The sequence below is a fragment of the Sphingomonas sp. SRI_018 genome, from assembly GCF_057586275.1.
This window is the reverse complement of the sequence record NZ_JBYCZO010000001.1, coordinates 747,894-772,670: the sequence shown is the minus strand read 5'-3', so window position 1 is coordinate 772,670 and position 24,777 is coordinate 747,894. Positions and strand designations below refer to the sequence as shown.

The following is a 24,777-nucleotide window of genomic DNA, read 5'->3' as shown; positions in this document are numbered from 1 at the left end:
CCCGCCAGGGGGAGGTGGCGCGCGAAGCGTGACGGGAGGGGGAGAAAGCACACCGATAGCGTATCGCGTCCTCCCCCTCCGTCAGCCTGCGGCTGACACCTCCCCCTGGCGGGGGAGGATTGAAAAGGCGGCGCATTCCGGCCCTAGGCCGCGTCGCCGGCCTTTTCCTTCTCTTTCTTGGCATAGACGCGCACCGGCTCCTTGGTGCCGGCGACGACGTCCTTGTCGATCATCACCTCGTCGACGCCGTCCATGCTGGGCAGGTCGAACATGGTGTCGAGCAATATGCCCTCGAGGATCGAGCGCAGGCCGCGCGCGCCGGTCTTGCGGTCGATCGCCTTCTTGGCGGTCGCCACCAGCGCGTCGTCGGTGAAGCCGAGCTTCACCTCCTCCATGTCGAACAGCTTCTGATACTGCTTGACCAGCGCGTTCTTGGGCTCGGTCAGGATCTTGACCAGCGCCTCGGTATCGAGGTCCTCGAGCGTCGCGATCACCGGCAGGCGGCCGACGAACTCGGGGATCAGGCCGAACTTGAGCAGATCCTCCGGCTCGACGTTCTTCAGCACCTCGCCGGTGCGCCGCTCCTCGGGCGCGGCGACGTGCGCGCCGAAGCCGATCGACTTGCCCTGGAGGCGGTCGCCGATGATCTTGTCGAGGCCCGAGAAGGCACCGCCGCAGATGAACAGGATGTTGGTCGTGTCGACCTGCAGGAACTCCTGCTGCGGGTGCTTGCGGCCGCCCTGCGGGGGAACGGAGGCGGTGGTGCCCTCCATCAGCTTGAGCAGCGCCTGCTGCACGCCCTCGCCCGAGACGTCGCGGGTGATCGACGGATTCTCGGCCTTGCGGCTGATCTTGTCGATCTCGTCGATGTAGACGATGCCGCGCTGCGCCCGCTCGACATTGTAGTCGGACGCCTGGAGCAGCTTGAGGATGATGTTCTCGACGTCCTCGCCGACATAGCCCGCCTCGGTCAGCGTGGTCGCGTCGGCCATGGTGAAGGGCACGTCGAGGATGCGCGCCAGCGTCTGCGCCAGCAGCGTCTTGCCGCAGCCGGTCGGGCCGACCAGCAGGATGTTCGACTTGGAGAGCTCGACCTCGGCGCCCTTGGCGCCGTGGTTGAGGCGCTTGTAGTGGTTGTGCACCGCCACCGAGAGCACGCGCTTGGCGCGGCTTTGGCCGATCACGTAATCGTCGAGGACATCGCAGATCTCCTGCGGCGTGGGGACGCCGCCGTCCTTCTTCGACACCAGCGCGGACTTGGTCTCCTCGCGGATGATGTCGTTGCACAGCTCCACGCACTCGTCGCAGATGAAGACGGTGGGGCCCGCGATCAGCTTGCGCACCTCGTGCTGCGATTTGCCGCAGAAGGAGCAATAGAGGGTGCTCTTCGAGTCGCCACCGCTCAGCTTGGTCATTCAATCACCTCTTGCGCGCAGCTCATACGGGCGCGTCCAACATTCGGGCACGCATCCTAGCGCACCCACGTAAACCCACAATGAAAATTCCGTTGGGTCATCTCAACTGGGGATCGCGGCGTCGCAACTTCGTCGACCGCTTCCTTCCTTCTTGAGATGGAGACTCGCGGTCTGGTGCACAAGCCCGGCTTGACCGCGTGAAGCCCCGCCGCGATCGGCGGAAGCGGCGGGATCGGCCAGTGGCAGCGAGATACTTACCCACCAGCCGATCCACCTACCCGGCTCAGGCGGCCTGGGCGGCGTCTTCGGCCGGAGTCGGGCGCTTGTCGAACACCTCGTCGACGATGCCGAAGGCCTTGGCCTCCTCGGCCTCGAGGAAGGTGTCGCGGTCCATCGCCCGCTCGATCTCCGTCAGCTCCTTGCCGGTGTACTTGGCATAGAGATCGTTCATCCGCTTGCGGATGCGCAGGATCTCCTTGGCCTGGATCTCGATGTCGCTGGCCATGCCCTGGGCGCCGCCCGAGGGCTGGTGGACCATGATCCGGGCGTTGGTGAGCGCGACGCGCATCCCCGGCTCGCCCGAGGCGAGCAGGAAGCTGCCCATCGACGCCGCCTGGCCGATGCACACCGTGCCGACGCGCGGGCGGATGTACTGCATGGTGTCGTGGATCGCCATGCCCGCGGTCACCACGCCGCCCGGCGAGTTGATGTACATCCAGATGTCCTTCTTCGGATTCTCCGATTCGAGGAACAGCAGCTGGGCGGTGATGAGGGAGGCCATGTGGTCCTCGACCGGGCCGGTCACGAACACGATCCGCTCGCGCAGCAGGCGCGAGTAGATGTCGAAGCTGCGTTCGCCGCGGCTCGACTGCTCGATGACGATGGGGACAAGGGCGCTCATAGGATCGTGCATGACAGTCCGCTCTGAAAGGTGGACGCCTTACATCGGCGTTCGACATTCCCGGTGCAAGAGGAGAACAAGGTGAACATCATGCGGACGGATCGCGCGGCACCCGTTTCCACTTCGGTCGCGGGCTATGTCGAAGGTCCCGGCACGGCGAGGTAGGCGAGGCGACGCACCTCGCGACGGCCGCGGACGACGGTGTCCAGGATCAGACCCGCGGTGGCGCTCAGCGACGCGAGGATCATCAGGCCGGTCGCCAGGATCGCGGTCGGGAAGCGCGGGACCAGGCCGGTCTGGGCATAGGTGACCGCCAGGGGAATCCCGAGCAGCACCGCGGTCAGCGCGAGCAGGCCGCCGATCAGGCCGAAGAACAGCATCGGCCGCTCGATGCGGTAGAGGGTGATGATGGTGCTGAGGATGCGCAGGCCGTCCCGATAGGTGTTGAGTTTCGACGCGGAGCCCTCGGGACGGGCGAAATAGGGCGTTTCGACTTCCCCCACCGGCATCTTGAGCTCCAGCGCATGGACGGAAATCTCGGTCTCGATCTCGAAGCCGCCGGAAAGGACCGGGAAACTCTTCACAAATCGCCTCGAAAAGGCGCGATAACCTGAGAAGATGTCGGTGAAAGTCCGGCCGAACAGGCGGGCGAGGATGCCGGTCATCAGCCGGTTGCCGAGCACATGGCCGCGCCGGTACGCCTCGGCCGCCTCGTGGACGCGGGTGCCGACCACCATGTCGAGGCCGTCCTCGAGCAGGCGGGCGACCATCTTCGGCGCGGCCTTGGGATCATAGGTCGCGTCGCCGTCGGCCATCACGTAGACGTCGGCGTCGACGTCGGCGAACATGCGGCGGACGACGTTGCCTTTGCCTTGCATCCGCTCGCTGCGGACGACCGCACCGGCCGCGCGCGCGACCTCGACGGTGCGGTCGCGCGAATTGTTGTCGTAGACGTAGATGGCGGCGCCGGGGAACGCGTCGCGGAAGCCCGCGATCGTCTGCGCGATCGCGGCCTCCTCGTTGTAGCAGGGCAGCAGGACGGCGATGCGTGGCTGATTCAAATCGCGAAGCCCCCCAAACCTTCTCCCCTTGTGGGAGAAGGATACCGTAGCTTAGCGGCGCCAGCCGCTTAACGGAGGTTGGATGAGGGGTAAGCGGCTTCCCAGAAGCCGCGCGGTCGCAAGCGCGACCGCCTTCCCCTCACCCAGCTCCGCCCCGGACTTGATCCGGGGCTGCGCAACCCTTTCCCACAAGGGGAAAGGGAAGAAAAGGTTACGCTTCCGCCTTCTTCTTCGCCGGAGCCTTCTTGGCGGCGGGCTTGGCCTCCGTCTCGGCGGCCTCGGCCTTCTTCGCCGGCGCCTTGCGGGTCGCGGCCTTCTTGACCGGCTCCTCGGCGACCAGTTCGGCCTCGGCGACCGCTTCGCTCAGCGACTCGTCCTTCTTGGCGGCAGCCTTCTTCGCCGGAGCCTTCTCCTTGGCAGGAGCAGCCTTCTTCGACGACTTGCGCGGCTTGTGGTTGTCGTGGTCGTGGGTGTGGGTGCCCGAGGCGAAGCCATCGTCGCTCTCGATCGCGGCTTCCAGCTCCTCGCGGGTCACCTCGCGGTCGGTGATCTCGGCTTTGTCGAACAGGAAGTCGACGACCTTGTCCTCATAGAGCGGCGCGCGCAGCTGGGCGGCGGCGAGCGGTTCCTGCTGGATGTACTGGACGAAGCGCTGGCGATCCTCCGGGCGGTACTGCGACGCCGCCTGCTGGATCAGCATGTTCATCTCCTGCGCCGTCACCTCGACGCCGTTGGCCTGTCCGATCTCCGAGAGCAGCAGGCCCAGGCGCACGCGGCGCTCGGCGATCGCGCGGTAATCGTCCTTCTCGGCCTCGAGCTCGGCCTTGGCCGCCGCGACGTCCTCCTCATGCTCGGCCTCGTGCTGGAGCTGGTGCCAGATCTGGTCGAACTCCTGCTCGACCATCGTCGGCGGCACCGGGAAATCGTGGCCCGCCGCGAGCTGGTCGAGCAGTTTGCGCTTCATGTAGGTGCGGGTGAGGCCGTTGAGCTCCTGCTCGGCCTGGCCCTTGAGGATGCCGCGGAGCTGCTCGAGGCTCTCCAGGCCCAGGTTCTTGGCGAGGTCGTCGTCGATCTTGGTCTCGCCGAGCTTCTTCACCGCGGTGACCTTGACGTCGAAGGTCGCCGGCTTGCCCTTCAGAGTCTCGACAGGGTAATCCTCGGGGAAGGCGACCTCGACCGTCTTCTCGTCGCCCGCCTTGACGCCGACCAGTTGGTCCTCGAAGCCCGGGATCAGGCGGCCCGAGCCGATCTCGATCGACATGTCGGTGCCGGTGCCGCCGTCGAAGGCGACGCCGTCGACCTTGCCGGCGAAGTCCATCACCACCAGGTCGCCGGTCTTGGCCTTGTAGGTCTTGGGCGCCTCGTCGAAGCTCTTCGACTGGCCGGCGAGCTCGGCCAGGCGCTCGTCGATCTTCGCCTCGTCGACGGGCACCGTCAGCCGCTCGAGCTTCAGCCCGTCGATCGACGGGGTCGGCACGTCGGGCAGCACCTCGAGCTCGATGGTGATCTCGGCGTCCTTGCCGGCCTCATAATCGTCGTTGAGACGGACCGAAGGCTGGATCGCGGGGCGCAGCTTGAACTCGCTGACGAGCGACTGCACGCCGTCCTGGATCGAGCTGTTGAGCGCGTCCTGCGCCAGCGCCTCGCCATGCATCTTGCGGACCAGGTTCGCCGGCACCTTGCCGGGGCGGAAGCCGGGCATGCGCACCTGCGGCGCGACGCGCTTGACCTCGGCATCGACCTTCTTGTCGATGTCCTTGGCAGTAATCTTGAGCGTATAGGCGCGCTTCAGGCCCTCGTTCAGCGTCTCGACAGTCTGCATGGGTTGGGGTTGCTCTCGTTCTTTAATCGGAATCCGTCAGGCGGCGTCCTGCCAGCACGTGCGTGGAACGGGCTGGTGCGGGCGAAGGGAGTCGAACCCCCACATCTTTCGATACTGGAACCTAAATCCAGCGCGTCTACCAGTTCCGCCACGCCCGCATACGGGACACCGCCGGTGTGCGCGCGGCTCTATAGCAAAGGCGCGCGCGGGCGCAACCGCGACGGGCAGGCAAACGTTGGATGGGCGAAGGAGATGCCCGAAATGCCCGTCGAACCGCCGATCCCCGGCCCCGATGCCCCGCCCCCGCCCGGGCCGCCGCCGGCGCCGCAGCCGGGCCAGCCGACCACTCCGCCGCCCGAAACCCCGCCGCAGCCGGCGCCGGGGCGGCCGGACGCGCCGCCGCCGGAGGTCGATCCGCCGGGACCCGACATCGACGTGCCGACGCCGGGGAGCGACCCGAGCACGCCGCCTATCCAGCCCATCGCCTGAGAGGAATTACGTCATGAGCGACCGGAATAGCGATCCACATCCCGACAGCCTGCCCGAGGATGACCACGACGAGCGCAGCGACATCGAGCAGGCGGTCGAGAGCCGCAGCGACGAGCTCAAGCGCCGCGGCGCCGATACCGATTCGCCGCTGGAGCCAACGGTGTCGGTCGACACTGCCGGTGGTGCCGGCGGGACGGTGAAGAATCAGGAGGATGCAGGGCAGTAGTGCCTGAACATCATCCCCTGCAGGGATCATGCGCGCTCGTCCTCCAGCGCTTCTTCCTGCCCAGGTGAAGGATGCTCCGCGGATAGCGAGAGGTCAGGTGAGAGTGGCGGACTTCACCAAGGCGCGGAAATCGCCAACCGCCTGATCGAAATAATAGAGCCGCGGCGCATCGAACGTCATCATGTAAAGATTGCCCTTGATGATCGCGGCGCTCGCTTCGCCCTTGCGGGGCAGATTGTCCGAATCGGTATAGGTGTAGGTGAATCGCACGCCTTCATGGCCCAGGAATTCCGCCGGCTCGGTCGACGCAACTGAAAACGTCCCGATCTGCTTGTAGGCGCGATAGGTGGATTCCAGCAGTTCCGGCACCTCGACGATCAGCGTGTCCTTCGTGAATTTGGGAAGCGGCTCCTTCTTCTTGCTCCGCTCCTTGATAAGCGGCTTGCCGGCAGCGATTCCGCCGTAGAAGGTGACATCGTTGAGCTGATCGCCGTCGAGCGTCCAGGTTTCGGTATTCTTCCCGGCGCTCACGCCAAGGCGATTCCAATCGCGGGACGGCGTCACCGAAACCGCTGAATCGGCCACCGCCACCGTCACCCCCTTCTCGCGCAGCTTGTGGGCATAGGCGGTTGTCGTCAGCAAAAGCGCCGGCAGCAGGGCCAGGGCGAGCACGGGTCGTGCGTGCAGGGACATCAATTGGTCACCCCTTCCTTGGGAAGCATCATCCGGATCATGGCGGCGTCCGATGCTTCGGGTTTCAACTCGAGATATTTGCGCAAGGCGGTCTGCCCATCCGTCGGGCGGCCGGTCTTGATCAGGGAAAGGCCGAGCCCGCGATGCGCATCGGCCAGCGCGGTGTCGAGCCGAATGGCCGATTCGTAGAATTCGGCCGCGTTGACCAGGTCACGTTGCTGACCGCGCAGCCGATACAGCTCGCCGCGCGCGAACCAGAGCGGCGCCGTCCACCCCGACGCGGCAAGCGATTGGATCAGATAGTCGCTGGCCCCGAAATCGTTCAGCTTGATCTGATCGTCGAGGAAGATCGGCAACCAGTGGGCCATCGCCTCCCGGTAACGATCGGCGCCGTCGTCGCGGGAAGCACCGTCGGGGTCCGCCAGCGCCGCCATCGTCAAGGCCCGCTCGCCCTCGGGAGGATGCGACGCCGTGAACGCGATCGCATTGAATCTCGGCTTGCTGAGCCCCTTGCTGCGGGACGATGCCTCGATCTCCGCCATGAGATTCTGCCAGACCGCGGAGGCGGCCTGCGGCCTCAACTTGCTGGTGTTCAGATATCCGACCCCCAGCCGATCGGCCTCGCGCTCATTGTCCCGGCTGTACCGGAACAAATTGCCGTAGACGGAGAGTTGGACATCAGCGTACGACCGCCTCACATCATAGCTCGGCGCCATGCTGGCGAGCAGCGCGCTCCATGCCAGCAGATCGGTTCCCGTCCGCCTGGCCTTGAAAAGTTTCAAGCCATGGCGCTGCTCATAATGCCCGAACTCATGGCCGAGGATGGCGCCCAGCTCGGCTTCGCTGCGCATCCGCAGCAGGAGACCGGAGAAGACCCGCATCGTGCCGTTGGACGACATGTTGGCGTTGAACGTGGGTTCGCGCATGATGTACACGCGCACCGCCTTGCAGCGATCGGTCCCGACCGTGTCGCACAGGACATGTCGGACATAGGCGTTCAGCTTTTCGTCGCGAATGACCAGTTCGGAGGCGGCGAGCCTGCGTTCGGACTCGTCAAACTCCCGCCACAGACCGATCTCGTCGACGCCCTGCGGCTGGTAGGCGCCGACATAGGGCGGCGGCGGCGGAGCGACCTCTGCCATCGCCGGCCCGGCGAGAACTGCCGCCAGGGCGCCGGCGACCATCGCGCCGGCGCGCCTCACTTGTCGGCATCCTTGTCGAGATTGCTGCCCGGGAAATCCTCGAGCAGCTGGCGCACGCGCTTCTCGGAGCCGTCGACTTCCCTGGGGTCGCCGCCCATCTGTCCGTCCGCATTGAGCCAGAGAAGGTTGCCGGTCCTGAGGTCGACCAGCCCGGCAAAGCCCTGATGCTCGCCCGATTTGACCGCGATCCCGGGTCCGACCGCCGCCAATATCTGCAGCACTTTCCGTCCGGTCGATCCAAAGGCGTCCTTGTTGTAGATGAACAGCGCGTAATCGGCATCCTTTGCGCCGGGAAGGTCGGCGACACTGGCGCCCAACGACCAATCGAAAATATTCGCCTTATTGTCGCGCTTCTTGGTCGGCAGCCGATTGCCGACGAAGAACTGATATTCGATCACCGCCTGGGAAACCGCACCGAAGAGCTGCATGTGCTCCTCGAGATTCCGGGCATCCTCACCATAGGCCTCGGGTGCGGTGATCACCGCATTGCCGAGCTGCTTCTGATATTTCTCGAGTGCAGCCTGAATGTTCGTTCTGGCCCGATCCGTCCATTCCGCGTTCGGCTCGAATATCCCGCCGGTCGATTGGGATCCGACCCGCACCGATGGGCGGAAGACCAGGATTTTCTTGCCGCTGTTGCTGGCAAGCTCGAAGTCCTGTCGGACAGCGGACTTCTCCTGTGCCGCCACCGGAACGACGACAAGGCACAACGCCGCCGCTACGGCGAGCGCAATCCCCCTGAACATTATGTCCCCCCTTCGCGCGCCGAATCAAACCCCCATCGGCGCGCGGTCGGAGGGTAACTCCGGTCCGGCTAGTTGCAAGATAGTTTGTTGCGATCGGACAACGATATTGTCTCCGATCCGGCGCAGCTGAAGGCGGCTTCTAACCGCCCAGCGCCTTCCTGAGCAGCTCGTTGACGACGCCTGGGTTGGCCTTGCCGCCCATCGCCTTCATCGTCTGGCCGACGAAGAAGCCGAACAGCTGCTGCTTGCCGGCGCGATACTGTTCGAGCTGGCCGGGATTGGCGGCGAGGACATCGGCGATGACCTTCTCGATCGCGCCGGTGTCGGACGTCTGCTTGAGGCCGCGCTCCTCGACGATTTTCGCCGGGTCGCCGCCGGTCTCCAGCATCACCTCGAACACCTGCTTGGCGAGGCTGCCCGACAGCGTGCCGTCGGCGACGAGGCCGAGCAGCTCGGCAGCCTGATTGGGCGAGACCGGCGATTCGGTGATGTCCTTGCCGAGGCGGTTCAGCGCCCCGAACAGCTCGGAAGCGACCCAGTTGGAGGCCTGGACGGGCGCGGCGCCGGCCTCGAGCAGCGCGTCGAACCAGCGCGCGGTCTCGACCTCGGCGGTCAGCACGCCGGCATTATAGGGGGTGATCCCCAGCGCCTCGTAGCGCGCGCGCTTGGCGTCGGGCAGCTCGGGCAGGCTGGCGCGGCATTCCTCGAGGAAGGCGTCGTCGAGCTCGAGCGGGAGCAGGTCCGGGTCGGGGAAATAGCGATAGTCGTGCGCATCCTCCTTGGAGCGCATCGACCGCGTCGTGCCGGTGTCCGGATTGAACAGTCGCGTCTCCTGCACCACGCGGCCGCCCGCCTCCAGCACGTCGACCTGGCGCATCGCCTCATGCTCGATCGCCTGCATGACGAAGCGGACCGAGTTGACGTTCTTGGTCTCGGTGCGGATGCCGAACGGCTCGCCCGGCTTGCGGACCGACACGTTGACGTCAGCGCGCATGGAGCCCTCCTCCATGTTGCCGTCGCAGCTGCCGACATATCTCAGAATCGATCTGAGCTTGCGGAGATAAGCTCCCGCTTCAGCAGGTGAACGCATGTCCGGGCGACTGACGATCTCCATCAGCGCTACGCCCGAGCGGTTGAGGTCGACGTAGCTGCGGGTCGGATGCTGGTCGTGCATCAGCTTGCCCGCGTCCTGCTCGACATGGATGCGCTCGACACCGACCGTCTTGGTCGCGTCGTCGACCTCGATCTCCACCGCGCCCTCGCCGACCAGCGGATGGTAGAGCTGGCTGATCTGATAGCCCTGCGGCAGATCGGCGTAGAAATAGTTCTTGCGGTCGAACCGCGACCATTTGTTGATCTGCGCGTCGATCGCCATGCCAGTGCGCACCGCCTGACGGATGCACTCCTTATTGGGTACCGGCAGCATGCCGGGCATCGCCGCGTCGACCAGGCTGACCTGGGTGTTGGGCTCTGCGCCGAAAGCGGTCGAGGCGCCCGAGAACAGCTTGGCGTTGGAGGTGACCTGGGCGTGGACCTCGAGGCCGATCACGACCTCCCACTCACCCGTGGCGCCCTGGATGCGATATTCTGCAGACATGCCGCCCCCATATGGCGTCGACGGATCGTTGGAAAGCCCGGTCCAGCGGTCTTGCGAGGGCCGAAGGGCCGTGCAACTGTGCAGTAAAGTAGCGGAGTCGAATTGATGTCGACCGCGGGGCTGCAATATGGCTTCCACCATAAACGATCCTTCACCTCGACGGCGAAGGCGGCGCTGCGTTACCAAAGCTACTCCGGTACCCTGAAAGTATTACTCCATTGCTATAGCCCGATCAATTTCCTTAAGCGCTACGTTACCGGCCAGGGATCCTACCCCGTGACCATCGACCTCAGGACACCGATCGGACCGGTCGGCGTGACTGCCTTTTCGCCGGAGGATATTCTGACGATCAACGAGATTTTCTTCTGGAAGGATTATGGGCAATCGCGCACCGACCGGATCGTCGTCGATTTCGGGTCGAACGTCGGGATATCGAGCCTCTATTTCCTGACGCGCAATCCCTATTCCACCCTCTATTGCCACGAGCCGCTGCCGCAGAACGTCGCGCGGCTGCGGCAGAATCTGCGCGGGTTCGAGGATCGCTACCACCTGTCCGAGGCCGCGGTGGCCGAGCATGACGGTACCGCGCAGTTCGGATGGGAGCCGACCGGGCGCTATGGCGGAATCGGCTATGCCTCGGCACGGCAGATGACGGTGCCGGCGGTCGATTCGAACCGCGTCCTAGCCGAGATCGTCGAGCGGCATGGCGAGATCGATCTGCTCAAGATCGACATCGAGGGATCGGAGCATGAGATCACCGCGCGCATCCCCTTCGACCTGGCGCGCAGGATCAGGCGGATGGTGATCGAACTGCCGTTCCGCGACAATCCGCTGCCGCGCACGCACGACATGCACTATCGCTGGCCGATCACGACGCTGATCCGGCGGATGGAGCAGTTTTAGGGAGCGTTTGGCGTCGCACCACGAATATTCACATGGCGAAGATCATGTCATTCAGATCCGGAGAGGCGAAGATCGGCGAATTTCAGATGAGAGCGAAGTGATGATATTGCATTATTGTGCTTGCGCCGAGACCGGCACCGTTGATATTATGGCTATCCAGGCCAGTGACCTGACGAGGCGGAAGGCATGACCGGGAACGAGGCGCGGCGCCAAGAATTGCCTGCCGAGGCTGATGACGCGACCGAGTTCGCGGTAGCGGCCCTCCTGGAACAGCTCTGCATTTCGTCATTGAATGATGATGAAGACGCAGTCGCCGAGCTGAGCATGTTGCTACGCCACGCGTTGCAGAACGCCTCGGATTTGCACAGCTAACGTCTTTTGCGCGATTTCCCGGTGCGCGGCGCCGTCTTCGACTGGGCGGAGCGGGTCGGTTGGTGCGTGATACGAGGTACTTGTTGAAAGGGCATCAGATCGTAGATCTGTCTTGCAAGGTAACGCATCCGGATCACGCCGGCCTTGTTCTTCGCCAAGGCAAATTCGATCGTCCTGCCCGCGATCTTGTGTAGCATCCGTCGAGCAGTCGAATACGTCGCTCGATCCATCGGCTCCCCGTTTCCCGCGTCAACTGGGCACGCTGTACGGCGATTATAGTCTATAAATGCCCGGTTTGCATCCATTGCTTCAGGAAAAGCAGCGATAACTACCTGCCTACTCCAATAGAGGTAGTACCAAGGAATTATATTTTCTCGCCACGCAGGGAGAGTAGCGCAGATTCCCCTCACGCTGCCGGACCAACGGCTCCCGACGATCCGGCCGAGCGCATCGGCCGGATCATCCTACCACCAGGCATCCGGCCGGGCCGTGAAGCCCGCACGCTGCTCGATCGCCAGGCCGGCGTCGAGGACGCCCTGCTCGTCGAGCGGCTTGCCGATGATCTGGAGGCCGAGCGGCAAGCCGCCCGCGTCGAGGCCGCCCGGCACGCTCATCGCCGGCAGGCCCGCGAGGCTCGACGGCACGGTGAAGACGTCGTTCAGGTACATCGCGATCGGATCGGCGCTCTTCTCGCCGAGCGCGAAGGCGGCAGAAGGCGCGGTTGGGGTCAGCAGCAGGTCGCAGCTTTCCCACACCTGCTCGAAGTCGCGCGCGATCAGTGCACGGACCTTCTGCGCCTGAGTGTAATAGGCATCGTAGAAGCCGGCCGAGAGCACATATGTGCCGATCATGATGCGGCGCTTGACCTCGTCGCCGAAGCCGGCCGCGCGCGTCGCCGCATACATGTCCTGCAGGCCTGCGCCCTCGGGCAGCTCGCGCCGGCCGTAGCGCACGCCGTCGTAGCGGGCGAGGTTCGACGACGCCTCCGCCGGCGCGATGATGTAATAGGCCGGCAGCGCGTATCTGGTGTGGGGCAGCGACACCTCGACCACCTCGGCGCCGGCGTCCTTCAGCCAGTCGATGCCCTGCTGCCACAGCGCCTCGATTTCGGCGGGCATGCCGTCGACCCGATACTCCCTGGGAATACCGATCCGCTTGCCCTTGAGATCGCTTGATAATCCCGATTCCCACTGCGGCACCGGCAGGTCGAGCGAGGTCGCATCCTTGGGATCGAACCCCGCCATCGCCTCCAGCAGGATCGCGCAGTCGCGCACGTCACGCGCCATCGGCCCCGCCTGATCGAGCGAGGAGGCAAAGGCGATCACGCCCCAGCGCGAGCAGCGGCCGTAGGTCGGCTTGATGCCCGAGATGCCGGTGAACGCCGCCGGCTGGCGGATCGAGCCGCCGGTGTCGGTTCCGGTAGCGCCCGGGCACAACCGCGCCGCGATCGCCGCCGAGCTTCCGCCCGAGGAGCCGCCCGGCGCGAGCGGGGCATTGCCGCCGTCGTTGCGGCGCCATGGCGAGATGACGTTGCCGAAATGGCTCGTCTCGTTGGACGAGCCCATCGCGAACTGGTCCATGTTGAGCTTGCCGAGCATCCCGGCGCCAGCGCGCCAGAGATTGCCCGACACGGTCGATTCGTAGGTCGGCGTGAAGCCTTCGAGGATGTGGCTGGCCGCGGTCGCCGGCACGCCCGCGGTGCAGAACAGGTCCTTCATGCCGATCGGCACGCCGGCAAGGGGCTTGAGCTCCTCGCCCGCGGCGCGCGCGTCGTCGGCCGCCTTGGCGGCGGCGAGCGCGTGATCGGGGGTCTCGACCAGGAACGCGTTGAGCGCCTTGGCCGCGCTGACGCGGGCAACGAAGGCGTCCGCCACCTCGCGCGCGGAAAAGTCGCCAGCGCGGACGCCGTCGCGGATGGCGGCGACGCCGAGATCGGTGAGCTCGGCCATTATTCGATCACCTTCGGCACGGTGAAGAAGCCGTGCTCGGCCTGGGGCGCGTTCGCCAGCACCTGTTCGCGCACGCCGCCGTCGGTGACGACGTCGTCGCGCAGGCGCAGGTGGTTGGGGATGACGGCGGTCATCGGCTGCACGGACGAGGTGTCGACCTCGCCCAGTTGCTCGATCCAGCCGAGGATGTTGGCAAGCTCGGGAGCGAGGCGCTCGGCCTCCTCCTCGGTGATCGCGATGCGCGCCAAGCTCGCGACCTTCTTCACGGTGGCAATGTCGATGGACATGGGGAGCGCGGCTAGCACCCGCCCCCGCCGCAGCGCAACCTCGGATGCGCACTGACAGAAGCATGGGGCGATTGCGCAATGAGCAACCATGGGGCACGGCGGTTGCGATTGCAGCCGCTACGAATATGCTGCACTGCACAATGGAGTCGCCGGGGTGGCCAGGAAATTCCTCTATGTCATCGCAGGACTGATCGTGCTCGCCATCGCCGCCACCTTCGCCTACCGCCTGTTCGGCGTGCAACTGCTCCGGCAGGCGCTGGTGCCGGGCACGTCGTTCCAGGCGCAGCCGGCGATGGCACGGGGCATCTATGCCCGGCGCGACATGTGGATCGCGCAGCCCGACCTGCCGGGCAATCCGGCGCTGTGGACGCCTGCCGGCATGGCGCCGGCCAAGACTCCGGCGGCGGCGGTGTTCTTCATCCATCCGACCTCGTATCTCGACCGGGCGCGCTGGAACGCGCCGCTCGACAACAGGGAGGCGAACGATCGCGCCGCACTGTTCCTGCGGGGGCAGGCGAGCGCATTCAACGGCGTCGGCGGCATCTGGGCGCCGCGCTATCGCCAGGCGACGTTCGGGGCGTTCCTGACCAATCAGGCGGATGCCGAAAAGGCGCTGGACCTAGCCTATGGCGATGTGACGCTCGCGTTCGACCGGTTCCTGGAGGAAGCGGGCGACCGGCCGATCATCCTGGCCGGGCACAGCCAGGGGGCGCTCCACCTGACGCGGCTGCTGCACGACCGCATTGCCGGAACGCCGCTCGCGAAGCGGATCGTCGCGGCCTATGTCGTCGGCTGGCCGGTGTCGCGCACCGCGGACCTGCCGGCGCTCGGGCTGCCGGAGTGCGCCGCGGCCGACCAGGCCGGCTGCATCCTGTCGTGGCAGAGCTTCGCCGAGCCCGCCGACCCGTCGCTGATCGTCGACACCTTCGACGGGACCAAGGGGTTCACGGGCGCGCCGCGCAAGGGAACGCCGATGATCTGCACCAACCCACTGACCGGCACGCCCGGCGCGACGGCGCCGGCGAGCGCCAACCTCGGTACGCTGTTCCCCAATGCCGATCTCAGCGGCGCGACGCTGCAGCCGGGCCGGGTGCCGGCGCGGTGCGACGGGCGCGGGTTCCTGCTGATCGGAAGCGGGCCGGAGGTCGGGCCCTATGTGCTGCCGGGGAATAACTATCATGTGTTCGACTACAGCTTGTTCTGGGCGAACGTGCGCGCGGACGCGGAGCGGCGGCTGAAGGCGTTCCAGGCGCGGAAGTAACTTACCCGTCATGCCGGACTTGTTCCGGCATCCACTGTGCAGCAAGTTCCGCAGCCGAAGGATTGGCGGCACCGTGGATGCCGGAACAAGTCCGGCATGACGGGTAGGGATATGATCACCACCGATCCAACACAGTTCCATGCGACGCTTCCCGACGGCGGTCGCCTGCTCGGGCTCGACGTCGGGACGAAGACGATCGGCACGGCGCTGTGCGATGCGGGCTGGAGCTTCGCCTCCCCTGCCCCGTTGGTCCGGCGCACCAAGTTCACCGCGGACAAGGCCGCGCTCGCGGCAATGCTGGGGCCGCAGGCGGTGAAGGGGGTCGTGATCGGACTTCCCCTCAACCTCGACGGCAGCGATTCCCCTCGCACGCAGTCGACGCGCGCCTTTGCCCGGAACGTCGAGGACTGGGGCCTGCCCATCCTGCTGTGGGACGAGCGCTGGTCGACCGTGGCGGTCGAGCGGACGATGATCGAACAGGATCTCTCCCGCGCCAAGCGGGCCGAGCGTGTCGACAGCCTCGCCGCCGCGCACATCCTGCAGGCGGCGATCGATGCTTTGGTGAACGTCTAGAAGGTGATCCTGCCGGATTGAAGCAAGCCGTTCCCCGGCGAAGGCCGGGGTCCAGTATCGGTGAAGGGGAGGTGGTATCCCGCCACCCGAGTTGTCTTGCAACTGGGCCCCGGCCTTCGCCGGGGAACAGAGTCAGATACCTAGACGAGCTTGAGGACGATCGCGCGGAGCAGCGAACGGTCGATCGGGGTATCGAAGCGGCAGCCCATCATCGCACCGTCGCGCCACACCACGCGCGCGGCGACGGGATCGCTGCCGTCGAGGCTGAGCTGGACCGAGGCGCCGGGCTTGCGCGGACGGTCGCCCTCGATGCGGCAGCCGTAGATCGAGAGATCGCGCAGGATCGCCTCGCGCGGCTCGCCCATCACGCGATGGATGCTGACGCAGGAGATCGGCGTCGGCACGCGCCGCGCCGCGCGCCGTTCGACCGGCGCCGCCTCATCCGCCATATGCACCGCTTTGGAAGCCATGCCGCCTCCCTCCCTGCCGGGACTGTGCCGCGCCGATGGTAAACGATTGGTTAATCCGCGAGGCGCGAATCGAAATCCGCTGCCCGCGCCGATTCGTACCGTCACAACAACGAGCCGGCAAGGGAGCCGTCGCCAGGCTTGCCCGGCGCCGGCCCACGCGCTAGCGGTCGGCTTTAATGCCAGCATCCGATCACCGACCCGCCGCGCTCCTCAGGGGACGCGAGGCGTTCCCGCACAGGCATCTGGTCGGCATCGCCGGCCTCCAGCCGCACGAGATCATGTTCCTGCTCGACGAGGCCGAGCAGTGGATCGACGCCAACCGCACCCGCGCCAAGGGCGACGGGCGGCTGGCGGGGCTGACGCAGATCAACGCCTTCTTCGAGAACTCGACGCGCACGCTGCTGTCGTTCGAGATCGCGGGCAAAAGGCTGGGCGCCGACGTCGTCAACATGCACGCCGCCCAGTCCAGCGTGAAGAAGGGCGAGACGCTGATCGACACCGCGGTGACGCTCAACGCGATGCGCGCCGACGTGATCGTGATCCGCCACATGAGCTCGGGCGCGGTGCAGCTCATCGCGGACAAGGTCGATTGTCCGGTGCTCAACGCGGGCGACGGGCGGCACGAGCACCCCACGCAGGCGCTGCTCGACGCGCTGACGATCCGGCGGCGGCGCGGGCGCGTGGAGGGGCAGCGGGTGGTGATCTGCGGCGACCTGCTCCACAGCCGCGTCGCGCGGTCGAACATCCTGGCGCTGACCGCGCTGGCGGCGGAGGTGCGGGTGTGCGCGCCCTCGACGCTGATGCCGCCGGCGATCGAGGCATTCGGCGTCACGCCCTTCACCGATTTCGACGCCGCGCTGGAGGGGGCCGACGTGGTGATGATGCTGCGCGTCCAGAACGAGCGGATGTCGGGCGGCTTCATCCCCTCGACCCGCGAGTTCCATGCACGCTACGGCCTCACGCCCGAGCGGCTGGCGCGGGCCAAGGACGACGCGCTCGTGATGCATCCGGGGCCGATGAACCGGGGGGTCGAGATCACTTCGAGCGTGGCCGATCACCCGAGCCGCTCGGCGATCACCGAGCAGGTCGAGATGGGGGTGGCGGTGCGCATGGCCTGCCTCGACGTGCTGACGCGAGCCGAGCGCGGCGTGGAGGGCTGGGCATGAGCCGGATCGCCTTCACCAACGCCCGCATCGTCTGCCCGGCGAACGGCATCCGCCACGGCACGCTGCTGATCGAGGGCGAGACGATCGCCGCCGGCGAGGATGTGCCCGCCGATGCCACAGTGATCGACTGCGCGGGCAAGACGCTCGCGCCCGGCATCGTCGATCTCGGCGCCTTCGCGGTCGACAAGGCGGCGTGCCGCGACGGCGGCGTGGTCCGCGTCGCGCTGATGCCCGACCAGTCGCCGGTGCTCGACGATCCCGGCATCGTCCGCCGCGCCGCGACGATGGGCAAGCCGGAGCTGTGGGTCCATCCGCTCGGTGCCGCAACCAGGGGGCTGGCCGGCACCGACCTTGCCGAGATGGCGATCAACGCCTCGGCCGGCGCGCGCGCGGTGGCGACGGGACGGCGCTGGATCGCCGATTCAGGGCTGATGCGCAAAGTGCTCGCCTATGCCCGCGACTGCGGCCTGGCGGTGGTGAGCCATGCCGAGGATACCGGCCTCACTGGCGAGGCGGTCGCCACCGACGGGCTGACCGCGACCCTGCTCGGCCTCCCCTCCGCGCCCGCGATCGCCGAGGCGCTGGCGATCGCGCGCGACCTGATGCTGGCGGAGGAGACCGGCGCGCGAATCCATTTCCGGCAGGTCACCACGGCAGCGGGCTTCGACCTGGTCCGCGCGGCCAAGCGGCGCGGCGTCGCCGTCACCTGCGGGATCACACCGGCGCACCTGCTGCTGTCGGACATCGCCGTCAGCGATTTCCGTACCTATGCGCACCTGTCGCCGCCGCTGCGGAGCGAGGCGGATCGCCGGGCGTGCCTGGCCGCGCTCAAGGACGGCACGATCGACGTGCTCGCCTCCGGCGACGATCCGCGCGGGCCCGAGGAGAAGCGCCTGCCCTTCGCCGATTCGGCGCCGGGGGCGGCAGGCACGCGCACGTTGCTCGCGCTGGCGCTCGGCCTCGCGCGTGATGCGGAGATGCCGCCGGACCGGCTGTTCGCGCTGCTCGCCGCCAATCCGGCCAGGGTGCTGGGGCTGGAGACGGGTACGCTGGAGCCCGGCCGCCCCGCCGACCTGATCCTGTTCGACCCGGACACGCCGTGGCAGATCGATGCCGAGGCGCTCGGCAACACGCCGTTCGACGGCCTGCCGGTGCAGGGCCGCGTGCTCCGGATGTTCAAGGGCGGGAAGGAGATCCTGGCCTGGAGTCGGTCCGGATGAAATGGAATCGTGCTCCTGCGAAGGCAGGAGCCCTGGATCATCGGGATGTCGCTTGCGGCCAGAGCTCCTGCCTTCGCAGGAGCACCGACGCTGCTTCAATCTGAACAGGACAGCCGCTAGAGGCGTACCTTAGCCCCTCCCCTCCAGGGAGGGATTTGAAGTCAGCGCGCGGCCAGCTGGACGCCGCCGCCATTGCGGGGCCTGGACCAGCTCGCGATCGTCTCGCCCACCGCGCCGCGTACGAAGCAGCGGCCGCCGACGCGCCTGACGTTGGCGCAGAGCCGCACCGCGTCCGCACGCGTGAAGCCGCCGACCGACAGGCGGTAGAAGCTGGCGCCGTTCACCGTCGCCTGCATCCCCTGCGGCTGCAGCGACGAGAGCGCGGCGACGCGGCGGCTCAGGCCTCCCCACTTCTCCTGGGCAATAGCGGCATTCTCATAGGCGCCGAGCTGGACGAAGTAGCTGCCGGTGGCGGGCGCGAAAGCCTTGTGCGGCTGGGCCTTGACGATGGCGGCCGGCTTCCGCGTGGCGATGGGCCGCGCCTGGGCGACCCGCGCGACCGGGATCGGCTGGACGATCTCCTGGCGCGGCGCGAACGAGACTCCGACCGCGGGAGCGGCTTCGGCGACCGTTTCGACCCGCGCCGGTGCCGGTGCGGGCATGGCCCCCTCGCTCGCCGACGGGGCTGCCGGAGCTTCCGCAACAGCCTTGGGTGATTCGCCGGTGCCGGGCATGAAGGCGTCGACCGGATCGACCACCTGCGCGACGACGGCCACGGCGCGCGTCGTCACGCTGAGGGCGAGCTGCTGCGGCTGGCCGGCGTCCTCGACCGGCGTCACGCCGAGCAGCGCGGCGACCTGGTCGGATGCGGAGCTCGGGCGCGCGAAGGCGGCCCATTGCACGATGCGCTTGTCGACCTCTGCCGGCGACACGTCGAGCGCGGCGACGGTCTTGGCATCGCTCCAGCGGCCGGCAAGCGCGAGGCTCAGCGCGAGGTTCTGGCGGGTCTTCGCATCCGCCTCGGGCGCGCGTGCCGCCGGGATCAGGAGCTCGACCGCGCCGACCGGATCGCCGGCCAACGCCATCGCAAGGCCGCGGTCGGCCGCGGAAATGCTGTCGCGGTGCGCATCGAGCGTCTCGCGCGCGCCGCCCCAGTCGCCGGTGCCGATCTGCGCGAGCGCGAGGTGCAGCGCCGCGGCGCCGTCGGCGGGATTGAGCGCCAGCGCATCCTTGAGCGCCTCGCCGGCCGAGACGAAGCGGCCGGCCATCAGATAGGCCTGCCCCAGCAGCGTGCGATAGCTCGCCTCGCGCGGCTGCAGAGCCACCGCGGCCTCCGCCGCCGTCACCGCCTGCCCGGCCTTGTGCCTGGCCAGCGCCTTGGCGGCAATGCCAGCCTGCTCGGCGGCGCGGCGCGGGGCGCCGGTGTCGCTCGCGGCGGTGGCGGCGATGCTGCCGGCGAGCGTCACCCCGACGAGCGCGGCAGCGGCGATGGTGGTGCGGAACGTCATGTTATCCCCTCAGGCATTGTCGGGGCGGGAGAGCTGGCCGACCAGCGGCTCGACCTCCGGAAGCGAAGCGATGAAGGCGTCGAGCGCCTCGGTGACCAGCGCCTGCGCGGAGCGGTTGCGGCACGCCGAGGCGAGGCGGAGGCGCAGGTGGCGCTCGGGGTCGAGGCGCAGCGTGAATGCCGCCCTGGGCTTGCCGGCGCGGACCTCGCGCTGGATGCGCGCGGCGGTCGCGATCGAGACGGGGCGGACCTCCTCCTCGACATGGGCGGCCGGGGCGGGAGCCGGTTCGGCGACCGGTTCGTCGAACTCCCGGCGGAGCGCCCGGCGCTCGACCAGCACCGGCGGCACCGGCGCCTCGGCGGGCGGCTCGATCGAGGAGAGCAGCGGCTGCACCGGCGCGGGCGTGGGGAGTTCCTGCGCGTCGCCCATGTCGTTCCAGCCGAGATCCTCCAGGCTGAGGCCCGTGCCGTGGAAACCCTGCGGCCGCATCGCCGGCCGTGCCTGTCCCTTGCGTGCGAGCAGCCCCGAGGAGAGCGAGGCCAGCGGCTTGCTGTTTCCGATCGCGGCCATGTCAGCTCACCACCCGGCGGCCGAAGCCACCCTGAGGCCGCGCCGCGGGGAAGCCGACGCCCTGGGCCGGCGCGGCGAACACGGTGCGGCGGAAATTCTTCTCGAGCCGGTCGGAGACATAGGTCCACAGTGCCTCGACCTCGGCGGCGGAGCGGCCGTTGGGATCGACCTCCATCACCGTGCGGCCGTCGATCATCGACGCGGCGAAATCGGTGCGGTGGTGCAGCGTCACCGGCGCGACGGTGCCGTGCTGCGACAGCGCGACCGCGGCTTCGCTGGTGATGCGCGCCTTGGGCGTGGCGCCGTTGACGACGAAGATCAGCGGCTTGCCGGCGCGGTCGCACAGGTCGACGGTGGCGCCGACCGCGCGCAGGTCGTGCGGGCTCGGCCGGGTCGGGACCACGACCAGCTCGGCGACCGCGATCACGCTCTGGATCGCCATGGTGATCGCCGGCGGCGTATCGATGACGGCAAGGCGGAAGCCCTGCTGGCGCAACACTTCGAGATCGGCGGCGAGCCGTGCGACCGTGGTCTGGGCGAAGGCCGGGAAATCCGTGTCCCGCTCGTTCCACCAGTCGGAGAGCGACCCCTGCGGGTCGATGTCGATCAGCACGACCGGGCCTGCGCCCGCCATCTGCGCCTGCACGGCGAGATGCCCGGAAAGCGTCGTCTTTCCGGACCCGCCCTTCTGCGATGCCATCGCGAGTACGCGCATTGCCACCCCTGAGCCCATCTGTTCCTGGATGCGGGCAGTGCCATGCCTTCCAATAAGAACTGGTTAATGGGCCGGGAGGCGATTTCCGGCGGCCGGGCCCGTGGTTAACGGAAGCTTTGCCAATTGCCGGCCAAAGGGCATATCCCTTGAGCCAGGAGACGCAGGCGATGAGACATGCATGGTTGGGTGCGGCGGTGCTGGCCGCCGGTCTGGCAGTGCCGGCCGCCGCCGACGTGAAGGCGGGCGTCGATGCCTGGGGGCGCGGCGAATACAAGAAGGCGGTCGAGGAATGGCGCGGCCCGGCGCTGGCCGGCGATCCCGATGCGCAGTTCAATCTTGGCCAGGCCTACAAGCTCGGGCGCGGCGTGCCGGTCGATCTGGCGATGGCCGAGGAATGGTACCGCAAGGCCGCGCAGCAGGGCCATCCGCAGGCTGAGGACAATTACGGGCTCGCGCTGTTCCAGAACAACAAGCGCGACCAGGCGCTGCCGTGGCTGGAGAAATCCGCCGGCCGCGGCGAGCCGCGGGCGCAGTATGTGCTCGGCACTATGTATTTCAACGGCGACACGGTGAGGCGCGACTGGGTGAAGGCCTATGCGCTGGTGACACGCGCCTCCGCCGCCGGGCTGCCGCAGGCGTCGAGCGCGCTGGCGCAGATGGACAGTGCCATCAGCCTCGCCGACCGCCAGCGCGGCACCGAGCTGGCGCGGCAATATGAAGCGCAGGCCCAGCGCGCGCAGACGACCAGCGCACTTGCCGCGAGCGAGGACCGGCCCGTCCGTCCGATCGAGGCCGCGCCGGTGCCGGCGACGCGGGCTCCGGAGCGCGTCGCGGCGAACGACACTCGGCGGCCGAGTCCGCCCCCCGCGCCGCCGGTCAGGCGGGATGCGTCGCGTCCCTCCCCTGCCCCGCGCGTCGACGGCGGCTGGCGGGTACAGCTCGGCAGCTTCCGCGAGACCGGCAATGCGCACGGCCTGTTCGCCACGCTCCAGCGCAAGGGCGCGGTCGGCGGGCTCACGCCCTATTTCGTCAAGGCAGGCGAGCTGACCAAGCTCCAGGTCGGCCCCTTCCCCAGCAGCGCCGCCGCAACCCAGGCCTGCAGCACCATCAAGCGCGCCGGCAGCGAGTGCGTGCCGGTGCGGAGATAGCGGCTGGTCGCGCCGCTCAGGCCTTCAGCGTGTCGTAGACGACCACCTTGCGCCACAGGTGGCTGCACTTGGCGACGAATTGCTGATGGATGGGATGATCCTGATAGATCTTCTGATCGGCGACGCTGTCGAAGAACATCAGCTCCGACACGTCATAGCTGGCATCGACCACGTCGCGCGCCTCGGTCGGCGCGGGTACGCCGATATGGAGGCCGCGGATGGCCTCGATACCCCCGAGCGTCCGCAGACCCGCGATCAGCTGCTCGCGATCCTCGGCGGAACCGGGATTCTTCAGCCAGAACAGGACATGATGGACCAGCTTCGCGGAGATAGGCGTTGCGGCGGCCGCGCCGGGGCCCGCCGCGGCGGCCGCGCCGCCAGCTGCGATCATCGTCATAACGCTCCTGCGATCGGTTTCCATTACGCGCCCTCTTCCCGCTTGCCTTCTAAGGTTAGGGTGCAGCACCGCCGGCGACAATCCTAGGGCGGATCGACATTTGAGTTGCCAGGACGCCGCAACCCCATTTTCAGCGCAATCCCGGGCTTGACCCGGGATCCAGAGTTACAGGCGACGCCGCTCGTGGCCCTGGATGCCGGATCAAGTCCGGCATGACGAGTATGAGAAGCGCCTCGACGCTGAATGTCGATCAGTCCTAACCTTCTACCCAATCCTGCCGGCCGATCCCCTGCGCCCACAGCAGCGCCGTCAGGTCGCCATGGTCGATCCGCGCCCCGGCAGCGGCGGCGACGATCGGCTTGGCATGATAGGCGACGCCGAGGCCGGCCCTGCGGATCATCGCGAGATCGTTGGCGCCATCGCCGACCGCCAGCGTCGCCTCGGGCGCCAGGCCGTGCTCGGCGATGGCGCCGAGCAGCGTCGTCTCTTTGGTCGAGGAATCGACGATCGGCTTCTCCACCTTGCCGTTCAGCCTGCCCTCGGCGATGACGAGTCGGTTGGCGATGGCGCGGTCGAAGCCGATCTCCGCCGCCACCGGCTCGGCGAAGCGGGTGAAGCCGCCCGACACCAGCACCGTATGCGCCCCCCGCGCGCGCATCGTGCGGACCAGCGCCTTGGCGCCCGGCATGATCCGCACCCGCTCGGCGAGGCAGCGGTCGATGGCGCTCTCGTCCAGCCCCTCGAGCAGCGCCACCCGCGCGTCGAGCGCCTGGGCGAAATCCAACTCGCCCCTCATCGCCCGCTCGGTCACCTCGGCGATCCGCGGCTTGATGCCGGCATAGTCGGCGAGCTCGTCGATGCACTCGACGGTGATCATCGTCGAATCCATGTCGGCGACCAGCAACGCCTTGGCCCGGCCCTCCGCCGACTGCACGACGACGTCGGTCGCGGCGAAGGCGCCCTCCAGCACACCGCGGGCGATTTCCGGATTGTGCGCGAACGGAAGGTCCGCGGCGGCGCCCTCGTCGAGCCATCGCCATGCTCCGGGCACGCAACCGGCCGCGGCGAGCCGATCGGCGGCTTCCGACAAATCTCCCGCCGAAAGCTTTCCGGCTGCTATCAATGTCGCAATGAACACGTCCGACCTCCCGCTGCTGGCGCTCATCGCAGGACCGACCGCGAGCGGCAAGTCGGCGCTCGCGCTGGCGCTGGCCGAGCGGCATCGCGGTACGCTGATCAACGCCGACGCGAGCCAGGTCTATGCCGACCTGCGCCTCCTTTCCGCCCGCCCGAGCGCGGAGGAGGAGGCGCGTGCGCCGCATCGGCTGTTCGGGCATGTCGACGGAGCCGACCTCGGCTATTCCGCCGCGCGCTGGGCGGAGGAGGCGAAGGCGGCGATCGGCGAGACGGTCGCGGAGGGGCGGCTGCCGATCCTCGTCGGCGGCACCGGCCTTTATCTGCGCACCCTGCTCGACGGCATCGCGCCGGTGCCGGAGATCGATCCGGACATCCGCGCCGAGGTTCGCGCGCTGCCGGTCGCCGGGGCTCGTGCCGCACTCGCCGATGCCGATCCCGTTGCCGAAGCGCGTCTCCGCCCCACCGACACCACCCGCATCGCCCGCGCACTGGAGGTGATCCGCTCGACCGGCCGCCCGCTCGCGGCATGGCAGGCGGAGCGTGTCGGCGGGATCGCCGGCGATCATCGCCTCGTCCCGCTCGTCCTGCTCCCCGATCGCGCCTGGCTGGTGGCGCGCTGCGATGCGCGGTTCGAGGCGATGATGGAGCAAGGCGCCGTCGAGGAGGTGGAGGCGCTGCTCGCCCGCGACCTTCCCGAAACCGCGCCGGTTCGCCGGGCCATCGGGGTACGGGAAATCGGTGACTGGCTGGCCGGACTTTCGATGCGCGAAGAAGCGATTGCTCGCGCCCAGGCGGCGACGCGGCAATATGCCAAACGGCAATACACCTGGTTCCGCCATCAGCCGCCGGCCGATTGGCGTCGCACGGATAAGACAGAAACATCCATTCTTATGAGTGAATTTGAAATAAGATTACCACGATAAGCGTTGACACGTAGTTTTCCTGCGAC

At 67.6% G+C, this 24,777-nt stretch carries 26 protein-coding genes and 1 tRNA gene; 10 read left to right on the top strand and 17 right to left on the bottom strand.

Translation table 11 applies throughout. The annotated features are described in order from the left end of the window. Window positions 1–143: 143 nt before the first annotated feature. The 5 genes from clpX to AC2YHA_RS03585 all read right to left on the bottom strand — a co-directional run bounded on the left by clpX (window position 144) and on the right by AC2YHA_RS03585 (window position 5,357). On the bottom strand, window positions 144–1,415 hold the full coding sequence (gene clpX, locus AC2YHA_RS03605; protein ID WP_233782832.1) for an ATP-dependent Clp protease ATP-binding subunit ClpX: 1,272 nt from the start codon (window positions 1,413–1,415) through the stop codon (window positions 144–146). Between the two features lie 283 nt (window positions 1,416–1,698). After that, window positions 1,699–2,316, bottom strand: coding sequence for an ATP-dependent Clp protease proteolytic subunit (locus AC2YHA_RS03600; protein WP_233782833.1), 618 nt, complete (start codon window positions 2,314–2,316; stop codon window positions 1,699–1,701). A 134-nt stretch (window positions 2,317–2,450) separates the two neighbouring features. Beyond that, window positions 2,451–3,377 (bottom strand): glycosyltransferase, encoded by a 927-nt coding sequence (locus AC2YHA_RS03595; RefSeq protein ID WP_487400396.1) that lies wholly within the window; start codon window positions 3,375–3,377, stop codon window positions 2,451–2,453. Window positions 3,378–3,588: 211 nt separating this feature from the next. After that, window positions 3,589–5,199 carry a trigger factor gene (tig, locus tag AC2YHA_RS03590; protein ID WP_487400395.1) on the bottom strand — a complete coding sequence of 537 codons (1,611 nt, stop codon included), beginning with the start codon at window positions 5,197–5,199 and terminating at the stop codon, window positions 3,589–3,591. A gap of 73 nt (window positions 5,200–5,272) precedes the next feature. After that, window positions 5,273–5,357: transfer RNA gene (locus AC2YHA_RS03585), tRNA-Leu, on the bottom strand. Between the two features lie 103 nt (window positions 5,358–5,460). Between AC2YHA_RS03585 and AC2YHA_RS03580 the strand changes: the two genes are divergently transcribed. Next, the gene (locus AC2YHA_RS03580; protein WP_233782836.1) at window positions 5,461–5,688 is read left to right on the top strand and encodes a hypothetical protein; all 228 of its coding nucleotides are present in this window, start codon (window positions 5,461–5,463) and stop codon (window positions 5,686–5,688) included. Between the two features lie 13 nt (window positions 5,689–5,701). Next, the gene (locus AC2YHA_RS03575) at window positions 5,702–5,914 is read left to right on the top strand and encodes a hypothetical protein (RefSeq protein ID WP_487400394.1); all 213 of its coding nucleotides are present in this window, start codon (window positions 5,702–5,704) and stop codon (window positions 5,912–5,914) included. Window positions 5,915–6,007: 93 nt separating this feature from the next. Here the strand turns inward: AC2YHA_RS03575 and AC2YHA_RS03570 are convergent, their stop codons facing one another. The 4 genes from AC2YHA_RS03570 to gatB form a co-directional block, all read right to left on the bottom strand. Then, on the bottom strand, window positions 6,008–6,505 hold the full coding sequence (locus tag AC2YHA_RS03570; RefSeq protein ID WP_487400393.1) for a hypothetical protein: 498 nt from the start codon (window positions 6,503–6,505) through the stop codon (window positions 6,008–6,010). 101 nt (window positions 6,506–6,606) lie between these two features. After that, the gene (locus AC2YHA_RS03565) at window positions 6,607–7,809 is read right to left on the bottom strand and encodes a M48 family metallopeptidase (protein WP_487400392.1); all 1,203 of its coding nucleotides are present in this window, start codon (window positions 7,807–7,809) and stop codon (window positions 6,607–6,609) included. Beyond that, window positions 7,806–8,555: a hypothetical protein gene (locus AC2YHA_RS03560; protein ID WP_487400391.1), complete on the bottom strand. Its 750-nt coding sequence runs from the start codon at window positions 8,553–8,555 to the stop codon at window positions 7,806–7,808. Before AC2YHA_RS03560 ends, AC2YHA_RS03565 begins: the two co-directional genes overlap by 4 nt. A 139-nt stretch (window positions 8,556–8,694) precedes the next feature. Continuing rightward, complete coding sequence (gene gatB, locus AC2YHA_RS03555) at window positions 8,695–10,152, bottom strand: Asp-tRNA(Asn)/Glu-tRNA(Gln) amidotransferase subunit GatB (protein ID WP_233782841.1); 1,458 nt, start codon at window positions 10,150–10,152, stop codon at window positions 8,695–8,697. Window positions 10,153–10,257: 105 nt separating this feature from the next. Between gatB and AC2YHA_RS03550 the strand changes: the two genes are divergently transcribed. After that, the gene (locus AC2YHA_RS03550) at window positions 10,258–11,055 is read left to right on the top strand and encodes an FkbM family methyltransferase (RefSeq protein WP_487400390.1); all 798 of its coding nucleotides are present in this window, start codon (window positions 10,258–10,260) and stop codon (window positions 11,053–11,055) included. 186 nt (window positions 11,056–11,241) lie between these two features. Next, a complete protein-coding gene (locus AC2YHA_RS03545; RefSeq protein WP_233782843.1) occupies window positions 11,242–11,427 on the top strand; it encodes a hypothetical protein in 186 nt (61 codons plus the stop codon). Between the two features lie 464 nt (window positions 11,428–11,891). On the opposite strand, the gene gatA is transcribed toward AC2YHA_RS03545, so the two are convergent. Both gatA and gatC read right to left on the bottom strand, forming a co-directional pair. Further along, window positions 11,892–13,376: an Asp-tRNA(Asn)/Glu-tRNA(Gln) amidotransferase subunit GatA gene (gatA, locus tag AC2YHA_RS03540; protein ID WP_487400389.1), complete on the bottom strand. Its 1,485-nt coding sequence runs from the start codon at window positions 13,374–13,376 to the stop codon at window positions 11,892–11,894. Then, window positions 13,376–13,663: an Asp-tRNA(Asn)/Glu-tRNA(Gln) amidotransferase subunit GatC gene (gene gatC / locus AC2YHA_RS03535; protein WP_233782845.1), complete on the bottom strand. Its 288-nt coding sequence runs from the start codon at window positions 13,661–13,663 to the stop codon at window positions 13,376–13,378. Before gatC ends, gatA begins: the two co-directional genes overlap by 1 nt. A gap of 154 nt (window positions 13,664–13,817) precedes the next feature. Here gatC and AC2YHA_RS03530 point away from each other — a divergent pair, with 154 nt between their 5' ends. Further along, window positions 13,818–14,924 (top strand): DUF3089 domain-containing protein, encoded by a 1,107-nt coding sequence (locus AC2YHA_RS03530; protein ID WP_487400388.1) that lies wholly within the window; start codon window positions 13,818–13,820, stop codon window positions 14,922–14,924. Between the two features lie 111 nt (window positions 14,925–15,035). Further along, window positions 15,036–15,497 carry a Holliday junction resolvase RuvX gene (gene ruvX, locus AC2YHA_RS03525; protein WP_233786584.1) on the top strand — a complete coding sequence of 154 codons (462 nt, stop codon included), beginning with the start codon at window positions 15,036–15,038 and terminating at the stop codon, window positions 15,495–15,497. A 140-nt stretch (window positions 15,498–15,637) separates the two neighbouring features. Here ruvX and AC2YHA_RS03520 read toward each other — a convergent pair whose 3' ends face one another. After that, window positions 15,638–15,967 (bottom strand): PilZ domain-containing protein, encoded by a 330-nt coding sequence (locus AC2YHA_RS03520; RefSeq protein WP_233782847.1) that lies wholly within the window; start codon window positions 15,965–15,967, stop codon window positions 15,638–15,640. Window positions 15,968–16,143: 176 nt separating this feature from the next. On the opposite strand from AC2YHA_RS03520, the gene AC2YHA_RS03515 reads away from it, so the two are divergent. Together AC2YHA_RS03515 and AC2YHA_RS03510 are read left to right on the top strand one after the other, a co-directional pair. Then, entirely contained in the window at window positions 16,144–17,133 is a 990-nt protein-coding gene (locus AC2YHA_RS03515; RefSeq protein WP_233782848.1) for an aspartate carbamoyltransferase catalytic subunit, read from the top strand. Then, window positions 17,130–18,353 carry a dihydroorotase gene (locus AC2YHA_RS03510; RefSeq protein ID WP_487400387.1) on the top strand — a complete coding sequence of 408 codons (1,224 nt, stop codon included), beginning with the start codon at window positions 17,130–17,132 and terminating at the stop codon, window positions 18,351–18,353. Before AC2YHA_RS03515 ends, AC2YHA_RS03510 begins: the two co-directional genes overlap by 4 nt. A 161-nt stretch (window positions 18,354–18,514) precedes the next feature. Here the strand turns inward: AC2YHA_RS03510 and AC2YHA_RS03505 are convergent, their stop codons facing one another. The 3 genes from AC2YHA_RS03505 to AC2YHA_RS03495 are packed head-to-tail and all read right to left on the bottom strand — an operon-like array spanning window position 18,515 to window position 21,146. Next, window positions 18,515–19,861, bottom strand: coding sequence for an SPOR domain-containing protein (locus AC2YHA_RS03505; protein WP_487400386.1), 1,347 nt, complete (start codon window positions 19,859–19,861; stop codon window positions 18,515–18,517). Between the two features lie 9 nt (window positions 19,862–19,870). Then, entirely contained in the window at window positions 19,871–20,431 is a 561-nt protein-coding gene (locus AC2YHA_RS03500) for a hypothetical protein (RefSeq protein ID WP_487400385.1), read from the bottom strand. 1 nt (window position 20,432) lies between these two features. Then, window positions 20,433–21,146: an AAA family ATPase gene (locus AC2YHA_RS03495; RefSeq protein WP_487400384.1), complete on the bottom strand. Its 714-nt coding sequence runs from the start codon at window positions 21,144–21,146 to the stop codon at window positions 20,433–20,435. 167 nt (window positions 21,147–21,313) lie between these two features. Between AC2YHA_RS03495 and AC2YHA_RS03490 the strand changes: the two genes are divergently transcribed. Beyond that, complete coding sequence (locus tag AC2YHA_RS03490; protein WP_233782853.1) at window positions 21,314–22,294, top strand: SPOR domain-containing protein; 981 nt, start codon at window positions 21,314–21,316, stop codon at window positions 22,292–22,294. A 16-nt stretch (window positions 22,295–22,310) separates the two neighbouring features. Here AC2YHA_RS03490 and AC2YHA_RS03485 read toward each other — a convergent pair whose 3' ends face one another. Together AC2YHA_RS03485 and serB are read right to left on the bottom strand one after the other, a co-directional pair. Further along, window positions 22,311–22,685: a Dabb family protein gene (locus AC2YHA_RS03485; RefSeq protein WP_487400383.1), complete on the bottom strand. Its 375-nt coding sequence runs from the start codon at window positions 22,683–22,685 to the stop codon at window positions 22,311–22,313. A gap of 262 nt (window positions 22,686–22,947) precedes the next feature. Next, window positions 22,948–23,829: a phosphoserine phosphatase SerB gene (gene serB / locus AC2YHA_RS03480; protein WP_487400382.1), complete on the bottom strand. Its 882-nt coding sequence runs from the start codon at window positions 23,827–23,829 to the stop codon at window positions 22,948–22,950. Between serB and miaA the strand changes: the two genes are divergently transcribed. Next, a complete protein-coding gene (miaA, locus tag AC2YHA_RS03475) occupies window positions 23,822–24,751 on the top strand; it encodes a tRNA (adenosine(37)-N6)-dimethylallyltransferase MiaA (protein ID WP_487400381.1) in 930 nt (309 codons plus the stop codon). The two genes, serB and miaA, sit on opposite strands and share 8 nt — an antisense overlap. Window positions 24,752–24,777: the final 26 nt, after the last annotated feature.